Below are 18,434 nucleotides of genomic sequence, written 5' to 3'. Positions count from 1 at the left end.
ATCCGGCGAGGAGGGGCGGCCATGAACATTCCTGGTCCCGAGGCCCGGGCGGACGGTGGGGTCGGCGCTGTAGCGGCAGCGGGCGGGCTGCACACCTACCAGTTGCGGCTGCACGCCGAGTACGGACCCGTCGTGCGGTTCCAGCTTCCGGGCGCGGACTTCGCTGTGTCGGTGGCGGATCCCGTGCTGCTGGAGGCCACGGCGCACCTCGGCAAGCGCCCGGAGAGACTGTTCGAGTTCCTGGCTCCCTTGTTCGAAACGGGGAACCTGCAGGTGATGCCGGCCGGTGAGCACGCCCCATGGCGGCGTCTGCTGCTGTCGGTGCTGGCTGGGCGCCCTTCCCACGAGCGGCACTTCGCGCGGTTCACCGCGCTGGCGACCGAGCTGGCGGACCGCTGGGCCGGACAGTGCGGCGGTGAGCCCGTGGAGCTGCAGAAGGATCTCACCGCGCTGTCCTTGCGAATGATCTGCGAGTACGCGCTGGGAGGCCAGGTCGCCGACCCCGGCGTCGTTGTCGCCGCTTTCGAGGAAGTGCTCACCGAACACCTGGGCCGGCTCTATCAAGAGCGGGACACCCGTCCACCGGAGGAGCACACCGGGCGGGCGCAGGAGGCCCTGGGCCATCTGCGCGCGACGGTCGACCGGGTGGTGGCGGCACATCGATCCGGCGGTCGTACGGACAGGAGCGATCTGATCGGGGCGCTCGTCGAGGCCGGAGAGGACCCGGCACGGATCCGCGACACCGTCATGGTGACGATGCTGGCCGCCCACCACACGACCGGGGTGGCCGTCTCGTGGGCCCTGCACCTGCTGGGTCGGCATCCCGACGTCGCCGAACGCGTCGCCGGCGAACTGGACCGCGTACTTGGTGACCACGCGGCGCCCGGGTACACCGATCTGCGGCGACTGACGTACCTGGAGATGGTTCTCAAGGAATCGATGCGGCTCTACCCGCCCGGCCCCTACGGCGCGCGGGAGACGACCGAGGCCCTCGCCCTGGGCGGCTACGAGATCCCGGCCGGAGCAACGATCTTCTATCCGATCTGGGCCGTACACATGAACCCCGCCTACTGGCCCCAGCCGCACACGTTTCTGCCCGAGCGCTTCACCCCGGAAGCGGCGGCCGGGCGGCCGAAGCTGGCCTACATCCCCTTCGGGCTGGGGCCGCGCAGCTGCGAGGGCGCCGGCCTGGCCATGGTGGAGGCCGAGCTGGTGCTGGCCGTGCTGCTCAAACGCTTCCGGTTCCGGCCGGCTCCGGGACACGAGGTGCTCCCCATCGAACGGTTCGTGCTCTGGGCGGCCGACGGCATCCGCATGACGGTGAGCCCGCGACGCCCTGGGTAGGTCCCTGGAGACCGAGGGTCGATCGCTCCTGCGGGACCAGGTGCTCAGTCGTCGGCGATCTGCAGGGCCAGCGCGAAGTGCTCACCGTTCGTCCCTGCGAGCAGGCTGTCGAACAGTGGGGTGAGCCCGTTCACCGCGCCGCATCCGGCGTCGTGGTTGGTCCACCAGCTGGCGTCCGGTCCGAGCAGGGACACCACCCCGTCCGCCGCGCGCTCGGCGGTCTCGACGGGCAGGTGCCGGTGGCTCGGCCAGAGCACGTCGACGGCCGCGACCTGCGCGAGGAACGAGGCGGCCTCGTGCGTCTCCACCGGTTCCAGAGCGGCGCAGACTTCAGGGACGGACGGTGGGGCGTACCCGGGCAGGAAGCGTTGCCATGCCTCGTCCGCCGCGATGGCGGCCAGCAGCGTACGGATCCGGGCCGCCAGCTCCGGCAGGTCGGGCTCCGGCTCGGCGAACCGCCCGGCCGCCACGTACACCCGCATCGGCGTGGACAGCTCTGCCATGCCGGCTTCCAGCTCGGTCAGGACCCTCATGGACGTCACAGCGGGATTCTGCCGTACGCCCTTGCCCGCTCCTCGACCCGGCGGAAGGCGACGCGAAGCGCCCTTCCCCAACCGATCGGGGCGACGAGGTGCTTCAGCCGTCCGGGACCCGGTTGCGACAACCCCGTATGAGCCGCGATGATCAGCGGATGTTCGAACTGCTGCCGAGGGTCGGGGTCGTCCTGCCGGACGGTGCGGGGACCCTCCGCTTCGGCATGGACGAGGACGCCACACAGGCGACTCTGGGCCGCCTCGGCCAGGTCCGCGGTGAGGCCGTCCCCGATGCGCCCTGGGCCCTCACCGTCGCATGGGGCGGCTTCGAGCTCACCGCCGGACCGGACGCCATCGCCGGGTCCGGGCCACAGCAGACCGACCCGCTCCTGGCAAGCGTCGTACTGCGCCGGACCCGGCACGCGCGCCGACCGCTCCCTCGCCTGCCCATGGCCGGGTACGACCCCCGTCCACCGGTGTGCTGGAGCCCGGCCGCGGTCCCGGTCGTCCTCGACGACATCGACCTCTTCGGCTACCCGGCGACCGAGGTGCTGGAGGCGCTCGGAGACGACCGGGACCGCGGGCTCCGACTCCGGCCCGTCGTACCGGGCGGCTACGCTCACGAGGTCACCTTCCGACGTGAGCGCCTGCCCCGGGGCGGGGACCGTACCGGTATCGACACCGACGAGCCGGTCCTCGCCGACTACGAGCACATGTGGACGACCGGACGGAACGCGTGGCAGCTGGAACGGACAGGCACCGGCTACCTCATCGTCCTGAAGGGCGATCAGCCGATGGATGTGCTGATCTGCCACGACACGCTGGCCGATCAGATCATCGTCAGGATGATCGCAGCCGGGGTTGAGATCGTGGACGGGTGAGGGGCGCCCGGAAGACCCCCCGGGGCGTGGTCAGGGCCGCCATCCGTGGCTCATCTTGTTCCGTAACCCCCGAACGGTGGTCTCGCCTCCACGGGAGCCTTGTGCTGGACTGTGCACCATAATCCGTGAGCGACGACGGGGTGACCACGATGCCTCTTGAGGGCGAGTACGAGCCGAGTCCGGCGCAGTGGGTGCGCGAGCAGGTCGAGCTGTATGAGAGTTCGGGCGGCACGCAGGGAACGACGCTCTGGGACACGGGCCTGCCCGTCGTCATCGTCACGACGCGCGGCGCGAAGAGCGGCAAGATCCGCAAGATCCCGTTGATGCGCGTGGAGCACGAGGGGCGGTACGCGGCCGTGGCCTCGAAGGGCGGCTTCCCGCGTCACCCGGTCTGGTACTTCAACGTCAAGTCCGACCCGCACGTGGAGCTCCAGGACGGGGGCGTACGCCAGGACATGACGGCCCGTGAGATCACCGGGAAGGAAAAGGCCGAGTGGTGGGAGCGCGCGGTGGCCGCGTATCCGCCGTACGCCGAATACCAGGAGAAGACTGACCGTGTGATCCCCGTCTTCGTGCTGGAACCTGTGCATGTGGCAGGGCCGGCGGACACCCCAGCGCCGTCGACGAGGAACTGAGCTCCGGGCCTCACTCGTTCGGCCGTTCGGCCCGACAGGGCGCCGCGCGGTGCCAGGCCCGAGACCTGGCCGACGCCGACGGTGATGACTGGGAGAAGGTCACCCGCCCCGGCACCGTCCTCGGTACAGGCTCGCGCCCACCGTTGCCAACCGGGACCCACCGGAGATGCGCGACGGTGTGGACGGCGCGGGGCCGAGCCGTCCACGCGCCGCAAACAGGCGTCGGCCCAGCGGGTGTTGCCCGGTGAGCCCGCCGGTCGCCCGCAACGTGGCGGAGCAGGGCGGGGAAGCCGTCCGGGCCGACGCCGGGGTGCGGAACGCCTATACGTCCCACCCAGGAATCGGGGCAGTCTCGTGGATCCGCCACGGCTGGTCGGTGTGGACCGCCTGGGCGAACCTCACGGCTGGTAACGGCTGATAGTCGCCCCCTCTTACCGCGACACAAGGAAGTGGACCTGGCGGGGCCTGACCTCCAGGTCGCTCAGACCGTCGGGCGTGGCGCCCAACTCGCGGGCGACCTCGGACGCTGCCCGGAAGGTCTCCTCGGACTCGAACGCGCCGGTGGTGACGACGGCGCTGCCGTCCGGGGTGACCCAGACCCCGACGGACAGGAAGCCCGGCTGCATCCGTGACGCCTCGGCGACTTGGTGGCACTGTCCGACGAACTCGTCGACGTGCTCGGGGGCCGGGTAGTGGAAGGCTACGAAACCGAATGACATTACTGTGTCCCCTCTCGGGTTATACGATGCCGTATGACGTGAGGTTAGACCTGCTATACGGCTCCGTATAGTCGGCCGAGAGGGTGAGGTGGGCCACAGATGGGTGCATTGCGCACGCCGCGGGCGAAGTGGATCGAGGAGGGGCTGCGGGCGCTGGCCGCAGGCGGTGTGGACGCGGTGCGGGTCGAGACGCTCGCCAAGGCGCTGGGGGTGACCAAAGGCGGCTTCTACGGCTACTTCGCCGACCGTGACGCGCTGTTGGAGGAGATGCTCGACGCCTGGGAGCGTGAATGCGTCGACGAGGTGCTGCAGCAGGTCGAGCGCGCCGGCGGTGACGCCCGGGACCGGATCAGGCTGGCCGGGCAGCTGACCTTCTCCGGCGACCGCCTGCTCACTGAACTGGCGATCCGCGACTGGGCCCGGCGCGACGGGCACGTCACCGAACGCCTGCGCCGGGTCGACAATCAGCGGATGCAGCTGGCGCGCGAGATGATCGGCACGTTCTGCTCCGACCCCGACGAGGTCGAGGCCCGCAGCCTGCTCGCCTTCAGCCTGGCGATCGGCCACCACTTCCTGGCCGTCGAACACCCCGGCCGTGCCCACGCCGACGTCCGCGCCCGCGCCGCCGACCTCATCCTCGGCCTCTGACCAGGCGACTACCCACGCCCCCATCCCTTCGGCGCTACCTCGTGTTCGAGGTGGTGGCAGTGCAGTACGTAGTGCCCCTTGTGCCCGGCTTTCTCAACCACTCCGGCCCTCTCAGCGGTCCTGGTACACAGGCGGCCCTGCCGCAACGCGCTCAGCGACACCCGCAGTTGCCCCCGGGCCGCACGAGTACGGCCCGTGCAAACGACTGTGAGGAGTACGGAATGGCGTTACGGACGAATGCGAAGGCCGGCGTGGTGGGGTTCGTGGTCGCCGCGGTGGCGGCCACTGCCTTCGCGGGGCACGCCCAGGCGGCATCGGACGTGCCCCCCGCGGGTGCCGGCCACCGGGCCACACAGCGCGCGATGGACGCGGCCGTGAGGGCGGGCATCCCCGGCGTCACGGCCCAGGCACGTGACACCGGCGGCGTCTGGAGGTCGGCGTCGGGCGTGGGCAACCTGACGTCGGGTGCGCCGCGCGGCAAGAACGACACCGGATCGACGACATCACCGAGCGGAACGGGTCGCAGGGCCGGGCCGACGGCGACATCATCTCCACCGCGGGCGACCTGAACCGGTTCTGCAGCGCCCTGCTGACAGGCAAGCTCCTGCCGCCGAAGCATGCTGAAGGCGATGAAGACCACCGTCGCCGCCTCCGAAGCCTCGTACACGTCCTACGGCCTCGGCCTCGCACGGATCGAGACGAGCTGCGGTACCACGCTCTGGGGCCACGGCGGAGGCATGATCGGCTGGCTCTCCATGGCCGTGACCACCGCGGACGGCCGCCACCAACTCGCCTACAACTACAACTACAACGGTGACTGGGACGCGACGTCCATGTCCGAGATCATTGAAGCCGAATACTGCAGCACGTCACCCTGAGGGCCCGGCCGGCTCTCCCATGCCACACAACGCGGGTATTCGTGGCAGGCGGGGCCCGGGGATGACGGCTGGGTGCGCGAATGCGGACGGCGGGGCCCGGCCCCGCGGCTGCTTGCGGCCGCGACGGGGTTACGGGACGCTGCCCCTGCGGCAGGCCGCGCAGGCGTTCTGGCGGAGCCGATGGCCGCGGCCCATGGCGAACGGCCGGTTCCCGGCCAACTCCGCTCCGGCCCTACCGGGTGCTCGTGTCCGTGGGTAGCGTCGTCACTCGCATCCAACCAAACACAACATCAACAGGGGGCCACATGAGAATCCCCTATCGCGTCGCGGCCGTCAGCGTATCCCTCGCCCTCGCAGGCGGGGCCGCGGTGAGTGTCGCAGCGCCCGCTTCGGCTTCTTCGGCTTCAGCTTCCGGCAGTACCGCCACGTCCTCGTTCTCCTGCGACACCTGGCGGTACGAGAGGGGGAGCAGGGGCCACGGGGCGTCGATCACATGCCGCGGCAGTTCTTTCACCGCTTACGCCGTCTGTCATCAGCCCGATGGCCATCTGTACGTCCGCTTCGGTAACCGCGCTCGTTCAGGTGGCACTTCCACCGCTTGGTGCGACCTGAACGCGGAAGTCAGCGAGGCTGGGGCGTTCCCCGCCTGATCGCCCGGATGAGCCGCCCGTGAACCATGCGACGCAAGCTACCCCGACGGACCGGGATAGCGGCCTCCGGCCTGCCCTTGCAGGCCGGAGGCCGCTCCGCCGGCACCCTCTGCAAGGGGAAGAGCACCGAGGTCAAGGCCGTGATCGCAGCGGAAGCCGTCGGGTCGCGCGCAGGGACGCGGCCGCCCATTCCGGGCTCCCAGCGCGCTAGCCTTGGCTGCCCTGACGCGCGAACGGGCGGCCGGTCCGCACTGGCCGGTCCGCACCGGCCACGATGCGGGGCCGTCAGGGCAGGGCGATCTCGGCGACCTTGGACCGGACGTAGGCGCGGGCCGTGACCGGAGGGTGGGACACGCGGCCGATCGGGGCGGGGAGCGACTCGACGACGGTGTGCGGATCGCAGTCGTAGAAGTAGACCAGAGACGTCAGCTCCTCGGACGGGGCGTCGGCGGGCGGGGCCAGTACGCGGTGGCGGCCGGAGCACCAGCGGTCACCCGTCCAGCGTGCCATCAGATCCCCGATGTTGACGGTGAGCGCCTCCGGGTCGTAGGGGGCGTCCTGCCAGCCGCTGTCCTCGGTGTGGATCTGCAGGCCGCCCTTGCCGGGTTGCCGGTCGAGGACGGTGATCGTGCCGAAGTCGGTGTGCGGACCGACACGGAACTGGCCCGGACGAGGCGCTCCCGTGGTGGTGATGGCGGGGTACCAGTTGAGGGTCAGGGTCCAGTCGGGACGGGTGGTGTGGCGGGTGAAGAAGTCGAGCGGCTGGCGCAGGGCCGCCGCCAGGAGTTCCAGCAGATCGTCGGCGAGTGCTTGCATGGAACGTACGTATCGCGCGAGGAGGGGGCGCAGAGCCGGGGACTGGGAAGGCCAGGATTTCGGCAGCAGGTCGGGCTCGGGGCGCTCGGCAGCGGCGTCGTACGGGCCAGGGGCCGCCGACCAGGTTTCCACCAGGTCGGGTGGCGTCACCAGGCCGTCCGCCCGGCCGGCGGCCACCGCTCCCGGACCGCTCCAGCCGTACTGGCCGGTCTTCGCCAGGAACGGCAGCTTGGCGTCGGCCGGCTGATGGAAGAAGGTACGGGCCGTGGTGCGGATCGCGGCGGGCAGGTCCGGGCGGACGCCGTGACCGGTGACGAGCAGGAAGCCCGCCCGCCCGAGCGCCTGGTCGACGACCATGGCGAGACGGTCGCGGTCCTGGCGGTCACCGGTCCGCCAGAGCGAGAGATCGATCGTGGGAATGCTGGAAGCACTCATGCCGCCTTCTCCTCCTTGCCCTTCCGCTTCCGGGGTGGTGAAGCGGTCCGGCCATGGTCGTTCGAGGAGCGGGCGCCACCCAGCCGTGCACCGGGAAACGGGAGGAACAGGCGACCCTGGCCGGCGAGACGGGAGAATGCGGCAGGCGGCGGCCGCGGCCGGTATCGGGCGCCTATCGTCGGACCCCGTCGCGGACAGTACGAGATGGCGCCGAACGCACGGGAGGTCATGGTGGGGGAGCCGGTCACCTTCGACGCTCTGGAACTGGGGCTGTTACAAGCCCTCCAGCTCGACGGACGGGCGGCACTGAGCCGCATCGCGCGCGGGCTGGGTGCCTCGGAACGCACGGTGGGCCGCCGCTACAGCCGACTGCGCACGCTGGGCCTGCGCGTCGTCGGCCAGCCCGTCCCGGCACGGCTGGGGATGACCCGTTGGCTGCTGCGCATCCACTGCGCTCCCGGCTCCGCGGGCTCTGTCGCCCAGGCCCTGGCCCGCCGACCCGACACCAGCTGGATCTCGCTGGCCTCCGGGGGCACCGAGCTGTACTGCGCCCTCACCACCTCCACTCCGCACGAGCGGGACGCTCTGCTCCTGGAGACGCTGCCCCGCACGCCGCGCCTGGTGGCCGTCGGCGCACACTGCCTGCTGCGCCTCTTCACCGACATCACCAGCACGTGGTACGCCAAGGGGATCCCGTTCGGCCCGGCCCCCACGGACGAGGACAGCATCCCGCTGCCGGCCTCGGAACGCCCCGGCCACCCTGAACCCCTGGCCCTGGACGCCACCGACCGCGCTCTCCTCGCCGAGCTGGCCAAGGACGGCCGGGCCGGCCTGCCCGAGCTCGCGGCCGCCACCGGTCGCTCGCCCTCCAGTGTCCAACGCCACCTCGAACGCCTCAGGTCCCAGGGCGCACTGGGCTTCTCCGTGGACTTCGCGCCCCGGCACCTGGGCTACCACCTGATGACCCACCTCTGGCTGCGGGTGGCTCCCGGCGAGGTCTCCGCCGTCGGCCGCACCCTGGCCACTCACCCCGAAATAGCCTTCGCAGCCGCCACCACCGGTCCGCACAACCTCGTGGCCACCGGGATCTTCCGCGGCGGCCACGACCTCCACCACTACCTCGACCGCCGCGTCGGCTCGCTCCCGGGCATCCAGGCCGTCGAGACCGCCCCCATCCTCCGCGAGGTCAAACGGCTGACCGTCGGCACCTGACCGGATGCCACGGCGGCCAAGAGAAGCCTGCCCCCACCGTGGCGGAGAACGAGGCCCGACGACGACGCCTGGTTCCGTGGTCGGGACCGTCCCAGGGCTGGCGAGAAGTGGCAGTCAACTCGGCCTCTTGCTCCATATCTTGAACATCTTGACCACCTCACCCATCGCGGCTGCCGCACGCCGGCATGCCGCCCACAGGGAGATGTCTCGATGAAGAACACCACGCACGCCGTCGTCTTGGGCGGCGGACTCACCGGCATCCTGGCAGCTGCTGCCCTGGCCGGCCACGCCCACGTCACCGTTCTCGAACGCGACGAGCTCCCCGACGCCCCCGCTCCCCGGCGGGGCCTGCCTCAGGCCCGGCACGCCCACCTGCTCTACTCCGGTGGCGCCCGCGTCATCGAAGAACTCCTCCCCGGCACCCACGACCGCTGGCTGAAGGCCGGGGCGCACCGGATACCGTTACCCACCGGCCTGGTCACCCTCTCGCCCCAGGGGTGGCTCCGCCGCTGGCACGAAATGCAGTACCTCATCGCCTGCTCGCGCGACCTGCTCGACTGGGTCGTCCGCGAGCAGGTCCTGAAGCTGCCGAACGTCGCCCTCCGTGATCACACCGAAGTCCTCGGACCCACCGGCAGTGCGCAGCGAGTGACCGGCGTCAGGGTGCGCGACACCCGCACGGGGGACACCACCGAACTCGCCGCCGGCCTCGTAGTCGACGCCGGCGGACGAGGCTCAGCGGCTCCGCAGTGGCTGGCCGAGCTGGGACTGCCGCCCGTACCCGAGCGGACCGTGGATTCCGGCCTCGCCTACGCCACCCGCATCTTCCGGGCCCCGGCCGGCGCGCAAGGGTTCCCCGTCGTCGGGGTGCAGCCTGACGCACGCCGGCCCGTCCCCGGGCAGTCCGCCACGCTCGTGCCCATCGAAGACGGACAGTGGCTGGTGACCCTCTCCGGCACGCGCGGCGGACACCCTCCCAAGGACCCCGAACAGTTCGTGACCTTCGCCCGCCAGGTACGGCACCCCATCGTCGGTGACCTGATAGCCGACGCCGAACCGTTGACCGACGTCAAGATCTCGCGCAGCACCATCAGCCGCCGGCGCCTGTACGAGAGCCTGCCGGACTGGCCCACCGGCTTCACCGTGCTCGGGGACGCCGTGGCCACGTACAACCCGATCTACGGGCAGGGCATGTCCGTAGCGGCTCAGAGCGCGGCGGCCCTCCGCGATGGCCTTCGCGCACACGGCCTGCAGAATCCCGGCCTGGCGCGCGAAGTGCAACGCGCCGTCGGCCGCATCGTCCAAGGCCCTTGGGACCTCGCCACGGGCCAGGACATCCTCTACCCGGGGGCCACGGGCCGGCAGCCCCCGGCCGCTGCCAAGCTGCTGCGCGGATATATGGACCGGCTCACGCGGACAGCTGCCGGCCGCCCTGCCGTCTGCCGTGCCTTGCTCGACACCCTGACGCTTTCCGCCCCGCTCACTCGCCTGCTCTCGCCCACGGTCGCCATAGGAGTGATGCGCGGCACCGAGTTGCCGCCCCTGGCCGAGCCTCCACTCACGCGGGCCGAACGGTCCGTGTTCCGGTAGGTCGGCAGGGACCCTTTCCCCGCAGCGGATTTGGGGCTTTTCCCGGTGCCGGGCTTCGGTCACCATGGCGGTATGGCGTACGGGTCGGGAACCAACGGGAGCCTGCGGTCGGAGCTCATCGACCTGTCAGGTGTGTCACTGGACGAGTTGCGCGAGGTGGGCGGCCTGCCCGGTGCGCTGGAGGCGCTGCAGGGCCGCCCACCTCGCGCAGGTCAGCACATGGAATCCGGCTCCGCCCGGCGCCACCAGAACACCGGCTCCCGATAACGTGCCCTCCGGCGAGAGTGTCCGCACCTGACCCCGTTCCGGCCCCACGTCGACACGCTCCCCGGCGCTCTGCATCTGCCTGCCCGCCGCTGCGCCAAGTCTACGAGCCGGAACGGAAGTTAAGGATCCTGCCGCATCCGCCGAGACCGCGGATCCCGAGGTCGCCGCGTCGGCCCGACGCCAGACCATGGAGTCCTTGAGGTGTCCTTCCGATTCGGTCCGGGCAATGACCGCACCTGCCTCCGCGTTGAACCGCACCCTGACCTCGACGGCGACCTCCTCCCGCGGCGAACGCCTCCCCCGACACGGTGCAGGTGACTCGCGGAAGCTCCGAATGTAGCGCCGCCCGCGCCGGGCCGGAGGTGAAGTGGCAACAGCTGCCCGCAGTCCGCCGCATGCGCCCCGGGCGAGCGGAATTCACGAGAGCAGGGCGATGAGTTCCTCGCGGCAGGAAACACCGGTCTTGCGGTACACGGCTTTGAGGTGATCGTTGACGGTGTGCGGGGACAGGCTCAGGCGGCGGGCGATCTGTTTGGCCGACAGGCCCTCCAGCGCCTGCTCGATCACCGCGTTCTCCCTGCGGGTGACGCCGTACCAGGCGGCGACCGCCGGGAGCAGCAGCCCGGCCGAGGCCGGCTGGACGGTGATGACGACGTCGTCGGGCGCGCCACCGTCCAGGCGCTGAGCCTGCACTCCGATCCAGCCGTCGGCCGTGGGGATGCGGCTCAGTGCGCCTTCCGTGGCGTGACGGGCGAAGAAGGCGATGTTCCAGGTGATGAGGGCGAGGTCGTCCTCCGTGGTGAGATCCAATTCGGGTGCGCATGCGCGCAGCCAGTCGCGACCGGTCGGGGAGGCCGCCTTGATCCTGTCGTCCCCACCCACCACGATCACTCCGGGGGGCCTTACGCCCGGAAGCGGGCGTGGCGTTGTCAGACGTGTGACAAACCTTCTCAGAATCGTGCACAAGTCCGGCACCAGGTGCTGGACGACAGTGGCGTCGTCGGACGAGAACGGGCGCCTGCTCCGTTCCCGCAGCAGTGTCATGGTGCCCCACACCACGCCACCGGCGACCAGCGCCGTCCGCAGCTCGCTGCCGAACCCCTGGGGGATGAGCACCTCGTGCAGGCGACGGCTCGACCGTTCCTCGGCTGCGCCCGAGCCGAGCACTCCGACCTTCGACGGGCTCTTGACCAGTTCGGAGAACGGAAACAGATCCCGGCCCCGGACCTCGTCGACGAGCGTGCGGCGGAACACCTCGCCGCAGTAGCCGTGCTCCCTGCTCACGAAGCAGCCCGCTCCCGTGACGGGGTCGGTCCCGGCGAGCATGTACCCGTCGTGGGGCACGACCCGCCCGATGCGCTGCGACAGCTCGCATCCCAGCTCCGGCACCGTACGGGCCTCGGCCGTAGCTTTCGTGAACACGCCACGAGTATCACGGTCGCCCCCAGGGTCAACCCCCCAATTCCCGGGATGTTCACCCGCAGGCGTCCACGTGATCCTCGAAGGCAAGCGGATCCGCACCGGAGACGCACGAAAGAACGGATTCAGCGATGCGACGTCGACTCACCGCGATCGCCCTCACCCTGGGCACGGCGGCACTGCCGCTGACCACCACAGGTCCGACCGCACCGGACCTGACGACGACGGCCGCCGCGTCGGCACGCGACTTCATCGAGATCCGCAGCGACATGCACGACAAGTGCCTGGCGTCCAACGGTGACAACGTCGAGATGCAGACCTGCAGCCGGCACGGCAACCAGTTCTGGTTCTGGAACGGTCGCACACTCGTCAACGCGGCCGAGAACCACTGTCTCGACGTACGCAACGGAGAGATCAACGCACCGGCCCAGGTCGTCGGCGACTGCCACGGCAACGCCAACCAGCGTTGGACCTACCACCCCGACAACCACGAGCTGGTCTCGGACGTGAACCCCCAGTGCCTGAGCATCCAGAACAACGGCGAGCGCAGAGACGGTGCGGGAATCAACATGCGCCAGTGCACGCGCGCCAACTGGCAGACCTGGCGGATCACGCACATCTGACCGGCTCGTGCAGCCAGGGCCCCGGCACGAGGGGGAGGCGCCGGGGCCCGCCCGCTGCACTGTACGGCTACCTCAACGACCAGACGCTGGGAATGATCAACGCCGGCTGGACGGGCACCGAGATCGCCGAACAGCTCCAGGACCTTCCGCCCGGCCTGCGCGACCACTGGTACAACCGGGGCTACTACGGCTCGATGTGCCACAACCTCAAGGCGATCCACCAGCGCCACATGGGCTGGTACGACGGCAACCCGGCCCACCAGAGCTCCAGGCCGAGGTCTTCACGCAGCTCGGCTACGGCGGGGAGAACGGCACCCGGCGCAACGCCTGCCTCACCGGCGCCGAGAAGGTCGTGGGCGGCGTACCGGGCGCCGTGGAGGGAGGCGACCGCCTCGTCGAGGCGCCGCAGGCCGTCATCAGGCCGAGTCGCCAGGCGCTCAACGGGCTGGCCGAGACCCCCGGCTTCAAGAGGAACTTCGACCAGGCGGTGGAGCACAAGAAGATCACCCTGGAGGGCGAGAACGCCCAGGAGGCGGCGGGCAACGTCTTCGGCACGCTGACGCTCCCCGATCCGAAGTTCCCGATCGTCACCCCGCACAAGCGGAACCGACGCCGTACGCCGGGCCGGCTTCACAGCACCGTCCGCGCAGACCGGGGCCCGGCGCCGTGCCGGCCGGGACCCCCGTCCTGGGAGTGGGGTGACGCGCCCCGGATGATCCCGGTCCTGGAACGCATTCGACTCCCACGCCCGGGCCACGGGCCCGACCGGGTCGCTGGACGTCGCTCACCGGCCGGGCTCCGCTCGCAGGTGGTCCTTCCATCGGCGTTCGATGTGATCAAGGTGCTCGTCGAACGCCTGGCCCGGATCGTCGGTCAGTGTCACGAGCGTCACCATCGCGGTCAGGATGACGTCGCACGTCTCCTTCAGCACATCCTCCTGGGTGTGGGAGATGCCTTTGCGCGGGTTCCAGCCCTTGGCGCCGATGAGGGCCTGCGACAGCTCACCCAGCTCTTCCTGCATCTTGGCCAGGCGCAGCAACAGCGTCATGTCCTGCGGGAGGTTCCGGCGTTCGTCCGTGAACTGCTTGATGCGGCGGACGGTCTCCCACAGGTCCTCGGCCTCAGCCAACGTGTTCACCCTCTCGTACGCGGCCGACGAGCCGTTCGGCCTGGGGAAACTTCGGATGCGTGGTCACCTTGCCGTCCTCTCCACTGGGGGGTCGGGCGGTTGGTTCTCAGTCGTCCGTCTTGATCTTCTTCATGACCAGGTGGGAGTCGACCCGGGTGACGGCCCGCAGTCCGATCAGCTTGGTCGTCAGGAACGTCTCGTACGCCGCATGGTCCTCGACGGCGACGCGGATGAAGTAGTCGGGGCGGCCGAAGAGGCGGTGGAACTCGACGACCTCGTCGTAGGAGGCGATCGCGGACTCCAGTTCCTCGACCGTCTGGAGGTCGTTGACGCCGATCTCCACGGCGGCCATCACCTCGAAGTTCCGGCCGGCCGCTGCCGGGTCGATGCGGGCCCGGTAGCCCGTGATGATGCCTTCGTCCTCCAGGCGCTTGACCCGGCGCAGGCACGGCGGAGGCGTGAGGCCGACCCGTTTGGCCAGCTCGACGTTGGTCAGGCGACCGTCCTGACGCAGATGGAACAAAATTTCTCGATCAACGCTGTCCACGTAATAAAGTGTCCCATACGCCCTGGGCATAAGAATGATCGGAAACCAAATTACGCGGCGAAAAGCCTAAAATTGCCGCATGAACTCCCCGTCAGACACGGTCATGGACCGCCCTCACCAGGACACCGCCGCACCCCCTCTCACCACGTCCGACGTCCGGGCGGCCCTCAAGGACTCCAGCTCCGTGGGCCTGGCCCTGTTCCCGTTGGGGATAGCCCTCGGCGTGCTCGTTGTCCATGCGGGGCTGGACTGGTGGTGGGCGTCCGCAATCACCGCCTTCGTGTACGCGGGCTCGCTGGAGTTCCTCCTTGTCGGCCTCATCGCCGCGGCGACGCCGCTGGCCCAGGTCGCGCTCACCGCGTTCCTGGTCAACTTCCGGCACGTCTTCTACGCCCTGTCCTTCCCGCTGCACCGCGTCAGGAGCCGAGCCGGCAAGGCATACAGCACCTACACGTTGACCGACGAGGCGTACGCCCTGACCACCGGGGAGTCCGCGCAGTCCTGGAGCGGCCGGCGGATCGTATGGCTCCAGGCCCTGTGCCAGGTCTACTGGGTCGCCGGCGCCACCCTCGGCGCGCTCTTCGGCGCCCTGGTTCCCGCGCAGCTGGCCGGCCTGGACTTCGCGTTGACCGCCCTGTTCGTCGTCCTGGCCGTCGACGCCTACCTCGCCAAGCGTGACATCCCCACCCCTGCCCTCGCCCTGGTGTGTGCGCTGGTCGCCCGTTTCGTGCTGCCGGGCCAGATGCTGCTCGCCGCGCTGGGCCTGTTCACCGCCGGGCTCCTGGCCCGTCGCGCCGTCGCGCCGCAAGCGGAGGCGGCCCGTGCCTGACAACACGACCTACGTCGCCGCCGCCGTCGCCGTCTCCGCCGCCGTCACCTGGGCGCTCCGCACTCTGCCCTTCGCCGCCCTCGCACCCCTGCGGGCGAGCGATACCCTGCGCTACCTCAGCGTGCACATGCCGGTCGGCGTGATGGTGATCCTCACCGTCTACACGCTCCGCGGCGTCTCCCTCACCAACGCCCTGCCCGTCGGCCTGGCCCTCGTGGTCACGCTCGGCCTTCACCTGTGGCGACGCAACGCGGTTCTGAGCGTGCTGGGCGGCACGGCGATCCACGTCGCCCTGGCGAGCACGGTCTTCAGCCACTCCTGAACCCTTGCTGCCCCCTGCCGGGTGTTGTGAGGTTCCGGTGCCTGGAACGGGGTTGCCCGTCCGTTCATGACACACGGTGGCCCGCGCCCCGGCTTCCTTCGGGGCGCGGGCCTCGCCTGCAAACTTCGCCTGCGTGCCTCGCCAAGCTCATCGGCGCCGGCCCTCTGGCGGGCTCTCAGCTGTGCGTGCGGTAGTTCTTCCTGCCGGCCGCCACGTACTCCGACCACGTGGCGACGTCCTTCGGGTCCGGTGCCTTGATCTTCGGATCGGCGCCGAAGCCCGAGAACTCCTCGGTGATCCGCTCGTCACCCTTGGGCGTCCGGCCTTTCTCCTCCTCCTTGGCGATGAACCCGTCCTTGTCGACCCAGACGTCGATCTCGGGCTTCTCCATGCCGGCTTTGCCGGTCTGCAGGAGATACAGGTCGCGGTAGTCCTTCGTCATGGCCGGACCCTCGTAGTTCTTCAGGTCGGCGAGCACGACAGTGCCCCGGTAGTGGTCGGTGGCCCGACCGCCGACCGTTTCACCGCCGACGCGCTTGAGGTCCTTGGAGGCGGCCAGCAGAGCGCCGACCCACTTCTTCACCGAGCCCCCGACGCGCCGGCCGGCGTTCTCCTTGGGCGGCGTCGACGGCGTCGTCGACGGCAAGGCGGCCGGTTTCCCGGCCCTGGAGCCGGGCTCGTCCATGACGAACCAGGACTTGCCCGGCACGTCCTCGGTAGCCATGTACGACGCCCCGCCCACGGACACCATGTGCGTGTCCGCCGTCTTGACTTCCGACGCCTCGGGCTCGTTCTGGAAGACCATCTCGGCGCGGGAATCCGGCTCGTGGCCGGTCTTGGCGGTCTCGACGGTCCGGTAGGAGTTCTGCTGGGCCATCTTCGCCATGGCGGCCTTCAGCACGGTGGGTGCATCAGCACGCTCTCGTGGCGCCGCGCCGCCGGGACGGGCGGAAGAGCCGTCCTTGACGTCCGACGCCTTCGTGTCGTGGCCGCCGCAGGCCGCCAGGCCCATGGCCAGGGCGGCACTCGTGGCCATCATGACGCTCTTACGGATCGCCTTCACGGCTTCTGAAGTCCTTTGTCAGTGCTGAAACAAAACAGGGGAAGGCTACCCTTTTGTCACAGCGGCTTCGAACTCTTTACCGAGGTAGCGCTTGATGCGTTCATTGAAGGTGCCGCCGAACCGGGCGTGGTGGTGGGCGGCCTCAACTCCCTGCGCTGCGCCGGGCGCGAACTGCCCGGCGCAGCAACGCCTGACGGGCGTCGACGGGCGTCGACGGGCGTGGGCGGAACACTCAGGCGCACTTGCCCTTCAGCCAGCCGGTGTAGTCCTTGGTCCACGAGGTGGCGACGCGCCGGGGTGCCCGGTCGAGGGTGCTGCGCCACCGCTCGTGGTTACCGGAGGCCGTCGGCGGCGGCTCCTGCCAGCCGATGCCGTCGACCCAGAGGGGATGACGGGTGCGGGTGGCGGCGAGTCCTGCGGCGTCGAGGCGGTGGGCCAGCTCGGGCTTGAGCGCTGCGTCCCGCGTGTAGATCATGATTTCCTGGGCGGCTATGCGCTCCTTGACGGGGGCGATCACCTCGCGCCAGGCCCGTTCCCGGATGGTGGCGTCGCCGTTGAGCAGCGACTGCCCGGCTTCGCCCTTGACTTCCACCAGGGGGATGAGCTTCTTGGCCCTGGCGTCGTCCAGCCATTCCCGGAAGGTGTAGACGGTTTCGCCGGCATACGGGCCCCGGGCGATCTTCCGGCCCTTGAGCCTGTCGGCGCCGGTGGCCCACCAGACGTCGGTGACGGCCCTGCGGGTACCGGTGAGTCCGTTCGTCGTGGCGTTGTGCCACATGACGCCCTTGGTGCCGTCCTTGGTCAGTTGCAGGTCGGCCTCGACGCCGGCCGCGCCCCAGCTCTTCTGCCGGGCGAGGGCCCTGGGGTTGTTGGGCTGGCGGATCTGGTCCCGCTGCCAGGGAGTGGCCCCGGTCGGGTAGCCGCCATGCCCGAAGACCTGGGGACAGGCGGGCAGTGCAGCACCTATGCCGGCCGGCATGGATGCGGCGGCGGCCGGGGCCGCCGGGATGCCGAGCGCCAGCGTCATGAGCGCGGCGCCTGCACCAGCCTTTCCGAGTCTCATCAGATACTTCCCCTTCCCTCCGGGGGTTCGACGTGCCTGTTGGGAGACTTGCTCACGAAGTAGCCCCACTGCCCATGAAGTTACGAATGAGTGTGAGATCGGTCCATTACACCTACGGGCGGTTTGGAGTGACAACGGTGCTTCCTGCGCCGTCGGGGTATCAGGGCACGGTGCGCCGGCGGCCGAGCGCGCCCACCGGTACCCCCGTGCGGCAGCTGCTGGACGCCCTCGCGCCCCCGCCCGCGCCGCAAATCGCCCCGAACTGGTCCTTCCGAATGCGGGGGACGCCCTACGCAACCGCGTATGGCAAGGTATGCCAACCGGACGCGAACATTCCGTCCGGTTCACGCACGCCTTCAGGAGTACGACCCGTGAACGGAAAGCGCCGCCGACTGCTGTTGGCCGCCGTCGACCCCCTGCTTGAGCCCGGGGAGCGGGTCGAGGTGACGACCATCGTGAACCTGAGTTCCGTCTCCGCGCGCCGCACCGCGGCGTTCGCGGCGGCCTCGGCGATCATGAGCGGTGGCGCCATGGCCGTGGTTCCGGTACCGACCCCCATGTACCTGGCGATGACCGACCGCCGCATCTTCATCTTCCGGGCCAACCCGACGTTCGCCCGCCCGGAGGAGCACCTGATGACGATCCCGCGCGCCGGCCTCGTCCGCTCGGAGATCAAGGAACGCCTGCTCAACTCGTCCTTCGTCGTCTCCTTCCCGGAGAGCGGGCAGGGACTGAAGATCACCTTCCCGCTGGTCGGCCGCAAGGAGCGGAACGAGGTGGCGGCCGCTTTGCCGTTGGCCGGCTAGTGCCGTGACCGCTTTGGTTCACCGG

The 18,434-nt window shown here is 70.0% G+C and carries 22 protein-coding genes and 1 pseudogene; 14 read left to right on the top strand and 9 right to left on the bottom strand.

The genetic code is table 11. The features are described 5' to 3' along the window. The first annotated feature begins 21 nt into the window (after positions 1 to 21). On the top strand, positions 22 to 1,344 hold the full coding sequence (locus IE182_RS05500; protein WP_190108486.1) for a cytochrome P450: 1,323 nt from the start codon (positions 22 to 24) through the stop codon (positions 1,342 to 1,344). Between the two features lie 44 nt (positions 1,345 to 1,388). On the opposite strand, the gene IE182_RS05495 is transcribed toward IE182_RS05500, so the two are convergent. Next, a complete protein-coding gene (locus tag IE182_RS05495) occupies positions 1,389 to 1,877 on the bottom strand; it encodes a hypothetical protein (RefSeq protein WP_229844636.1) in 489 nt (162 codons plus the stop codon). Between the two features lie 158 nt (positions 1,878 to 2,035). Here IE182_RS05495 and IE182_RS05490 point away from each other — a divergent pair, with 158 nt between their 5' ends. Both IE182_RS05490 and IE182_RS05485 read left to right on the top strand, forming a co-directional pair. After that, positions 2,036 to 2,758: a hypothetical protein gene (locus IE182_RS05490; protein WP_190108485.1), complete on the top strand. Its 723-nt coding sequence runs from the start codon at positions 2,036 to 2,038 to the stop codon at positions 2,756 to 2,758. A 149-nt stretch (positions 2,759 to 2,907) separates the two neighbouring features. After that, positions 2,908 to 3,393 (top strand): nitroreductase family deazaflavin-dependent oxidoreductase, encoded by a 486-nt coding sequence (locus IE182_RS05485; protein WP_190108762.1) that lies wholly within the window; start codon positions 2,908 to 2,910, stop codon positions 3,391 to 3,393. A gap of 431 nt (positions 3,394 to 3,824) precedes the next feature. Here the strand turns inward: IE182_RS05485 and IE182_RS05480 are convergent, their stop codons facing one another. Continuing rightward, positions 3,825 to 4,112, bottom strand: a complete 288-nt coding sequence (locus tag IE182_RS05480) for a putative quinol monooxygenase (RefSeq protein ID WP_190108484.1) — start codon at positions 4,110 to 4,112, stop codon at positions 3,825 to 3,827. 99 nt (positions 4,113 to 4,211) lie between these two features. Between IE182_RS05480 and IE182_RS05475 the strand changes: the two genes are divergently transcribed. From IE182_RS05475 to IE182_RS31870, 3 genes are all read left to right on the top strand, one after another. After that, the gene (locus IE182_RS05475) at positions 4,212 to 4,760 is read left to right on the top strand and encodes a TetR/AcrR family transcriptional regulator (RefSeq protein WP_190108483.1); all 549 of its coding nucleotides are present in this window, start codon (positions 4,212 to 4,214) and stop codon (positions 4,758 to 4,760) included. A 221-nt stretch (positions 4,761 to 4,981) separates the two neighbouring features. Continuing rightward, positions 4,982 to 5,329, top strand: coding sequence for a hypothetical protein (locus tag IE182_RS31875; protein WP_229844596.1), 348 nt, complete (start codon positions 4,982 to 4,984; stop codon positions 5,327 to 5,329). Positions 5,330 to 5,389: 60 nt separating this feature from the next. Continuing rightward, positions 5,390 to 5,638 carry a hypothetical protein gene (locus tag IE182_RS31870; protein WP_229844595.1) on the top strand — a complete coding sequence of 83 codons (249 nt, stop codon included), beginning with the start codon at positions 5,390 to 5,392 and terminating at the stop codon, positions 5,636 to 5,638. Positions 5,639 to 6,573: 935 nt separating this feature from the next. Here the strand turns inward: IE182_RS31870 and IE182_RS05465 are convergent. Further along, entirely contained in the window at positions 6,574 to 7,539 is a 966-nt protein-coding gene (locus IE182_RS05465; RefSeq protein WP_190108482.1) for an isopenicillin N synthase family dioxygenase, read from the bottom strand. A 204-nt stretch (positions 7,540 to 7,743) separates the two neighbouring features. Here IE182_RS05465 and IE182_RS05460 point away from each other — a divergent pair, with 204 nt between their 5' ends. From IE182_RS05460 to IE182_RS05450, 3 genes are all read left to right on the top strand, one after another. Beyond that, on the top strand, positions 7,744 to 8,751 hold the full coding sequence (locus IE182_RS05460; protein ID WP_229844594.1) for an Lrp/AsnC family transcriptional regulator: 1,008 nt from the start codon (positions 7,744 to 7,746) through the stop codon (positions 8,749 to 8,751). 210 nt (positions 8,752 to 8,961) lie between these two features. Beyond that, positions 8,962 to 10,341 carry an FAD-dependent monooxygenase gene (locus IE182_RS05455; RefSeq protein ID WP_190108481.1) on the top strand — a complete coding sequence of 460 codons (1,380 nt, stop codon included), beginning with the start codon at positions 8,962 to 8,964 and terminating at the stop codon, positions 10,339 to 10,341. A gap of 72 nt (positions 10,342 to 10,413) precedes the next feature. Continuing rightward, the gene (locus tag IE182_RS05450) at positions 10,414 to 10,608 is read left to right on the top strand and encodes a hypothetical protein (protein WP_190108480.1); all 195 of its coding nucleotides are present in this window, start codon (positions 10,414 to 10,416) and stop codon (positions 10,606 to 10,608) included. Between the two features lie 417 nt (positions 10,609 to 11,025). Here the strand turns inward: IE182_RS05450 and IE182_RS05445 are convergent, their stop codons facing one another. Then, positions 11,026 to 12,030, bottom strand: a complete 1,005-nt coding sequence (locus IE182_RS05445; protein ID WP_190108479.1) for a helix-turn-helix transcriptional regulator — start codon at positions 12,028 to 12,030, stop codon at positions 11,026 to 11,028. Positions 12,031 to 12,158: 128 nt separating this feature from the next. Here IE182_RS05445 and IE182_RS05440 point away from each other — a divergent pair, with 128 nt between their 5' ends. Next, positions 12,159 to 12,650 (top strand): RICIN domain-containing protein, encoded by a 492-nt coding sequence (locus IE182_RS05440; RefSeq protein WP_190108478.1) that lies wholly within the window; start codon positions 12,159 to 12,161, stop codon positions 12,648 to 12,650. A gap of 59 nt (positions 12,651 to 12,709) precedes the next feature. Continuing rightward, positions 12,710 to 12,925 (top strand): annotated as a pseudogene (locus IE182_RS31865) (alkyl sulfatase dimerization domain-containing protein); the annotation flags it as partial. Here the strand turns inward: IE182_RS31865 and IE182_RS31860 are convergent. From IE182_RS31860 to IE182_RS05425, 3 genes are all read right to left on the bottom strand, one after another. Beyond that, positions 12,835 to 13,146: a hypothetical protein gene (locus IE182_RS31860; RefSeq protein ID WP_229844645.1), complete on the bottom strand. Its 312-nt coding sequence runs from the start codon at positions 13,144 to 13,146 to the stop codon at positions 12,835 to 12,837. The pseudogene IE182_RS31865 and the gene IE182_RS31860 sit on opposite strands and share 91 nt — an antisense overlap. A gap of 288 nt (positions 13,147 to 13,434) precedes the next feature. Beyond that, the gene (locus IE182_RS05430) at positions 13,435 to 13,779 is read right to left on the bottom strand and encodes a MazG-like family protein (RefSeq protein WP_190108476.1); all 345 of its coding nucleotides are present in this window, start codon (positions 13,777 to 13,779) and stop codon (positions 13,435 to 13,437) included. Positions 13,780 to 13,885: 106 nt separating this feature from the next. Then, positions 13,886 to 14,356 carry an Lrp/AsnC family transcriptional regulator gene (locus IE182_RS05425; protein ID WP_190108475.1) on the bottom strand — a complete coding sequence of 157 codons (471 nt, stop codon included), beginning with the start codon at positions 14,354 to 14,356 and terminating at the stop codon, positions 13,886 to 13,888. Between the two features lie 49 nt (positions 14,357 to 14,405). Here IE182_RS05425 and IE182_RS05420 point away from each other — a divergent pair, with 49 nt between their 5' ends. Then, complete coding sequence (locus tag IE182_RS05420) at positions 14,406 to 15,155, top strand: AzlC family ABC transporter permease (RefSeq protein WP_373303502.1); 750 nt, start codon at positions 14,406 to 14,408, stop codon at positions 15,153 to 15,155. Further along, complete coding sequence (locus IE182_RS05415) at positions 15,148 to 15,477, top strand: branched-chain amino acid transporter permease (RefSeq protein WP_190108474.1); 330 nt, start codon at positions 15,148 to 15,150, stop codon at positions 15,475 to 15,477. Before IE182_RS05420 ends, IE182_RS05415 begins: the two co-directional genes overlap by 8 nt. A 175-nt stretch (positions 15,478 to 15,652) precedes the next feature. Here IE182_RS05415 and IE182_RS05410 read toward each other — a convergent pair whose 3' ends face one another. Then, positions 15,653 to 16,540, bottom strand: coding sequence for an SCO4651 family lipoprotein (locus IE182_RS05410; protein WP_190108473.1), 888 nt, complete (start codon positions 16,538 to 16,540; stop codon positions 15,653 to 15,655). A 232-nt stretch (positions 16,541 to 16,772) separates the two neighbouring features. Further along, on the bottom strand, positions 16,773 to 17,603 hold the full coding sequence (locus tag IE182_RS05405) for a glycerophosphodiester phosphodiesterase family protein (protein WP_229844592.1): 831 nt from the start codon (positions 17,601 to 17,603) through the stop codon (positions 16,773 to 16,775). A 371-nt stretch (positions 17,604 to 17,974) separates the two neighbouring features. Here IE182_RS05405 and IE182_RS05400 point away from each other — a divergent pair, with 371 nt between their 5' ends. Continuing rightward, entirely contained in the window at positions 17,975 to 18,409 is a 435-nt protein-coding gene (locus IE182_RS05400; protein ID WP_190108472.1) for a hypothetical protein, read from the top strand. The last annotated feature ends 25 nt before the right edge of the window (positions 18,410 to 18,434 follow it).

Source organism: Streptomyces cinnamoneus (genome assembly GCF_014650495.1).
GTDB classification, from domain to species: Bacteria; Actinomycetota; Actinomycetes; order Streptomycetales; family Streptomycetaceae; genus Streptomyces; species Streptomyces cinnamoneus.
The sequence above is the reverse complement of the archived record's forward strand: the minus strand, read 5'-3'. Positions and strand labels throughout refer to the sequence as shown.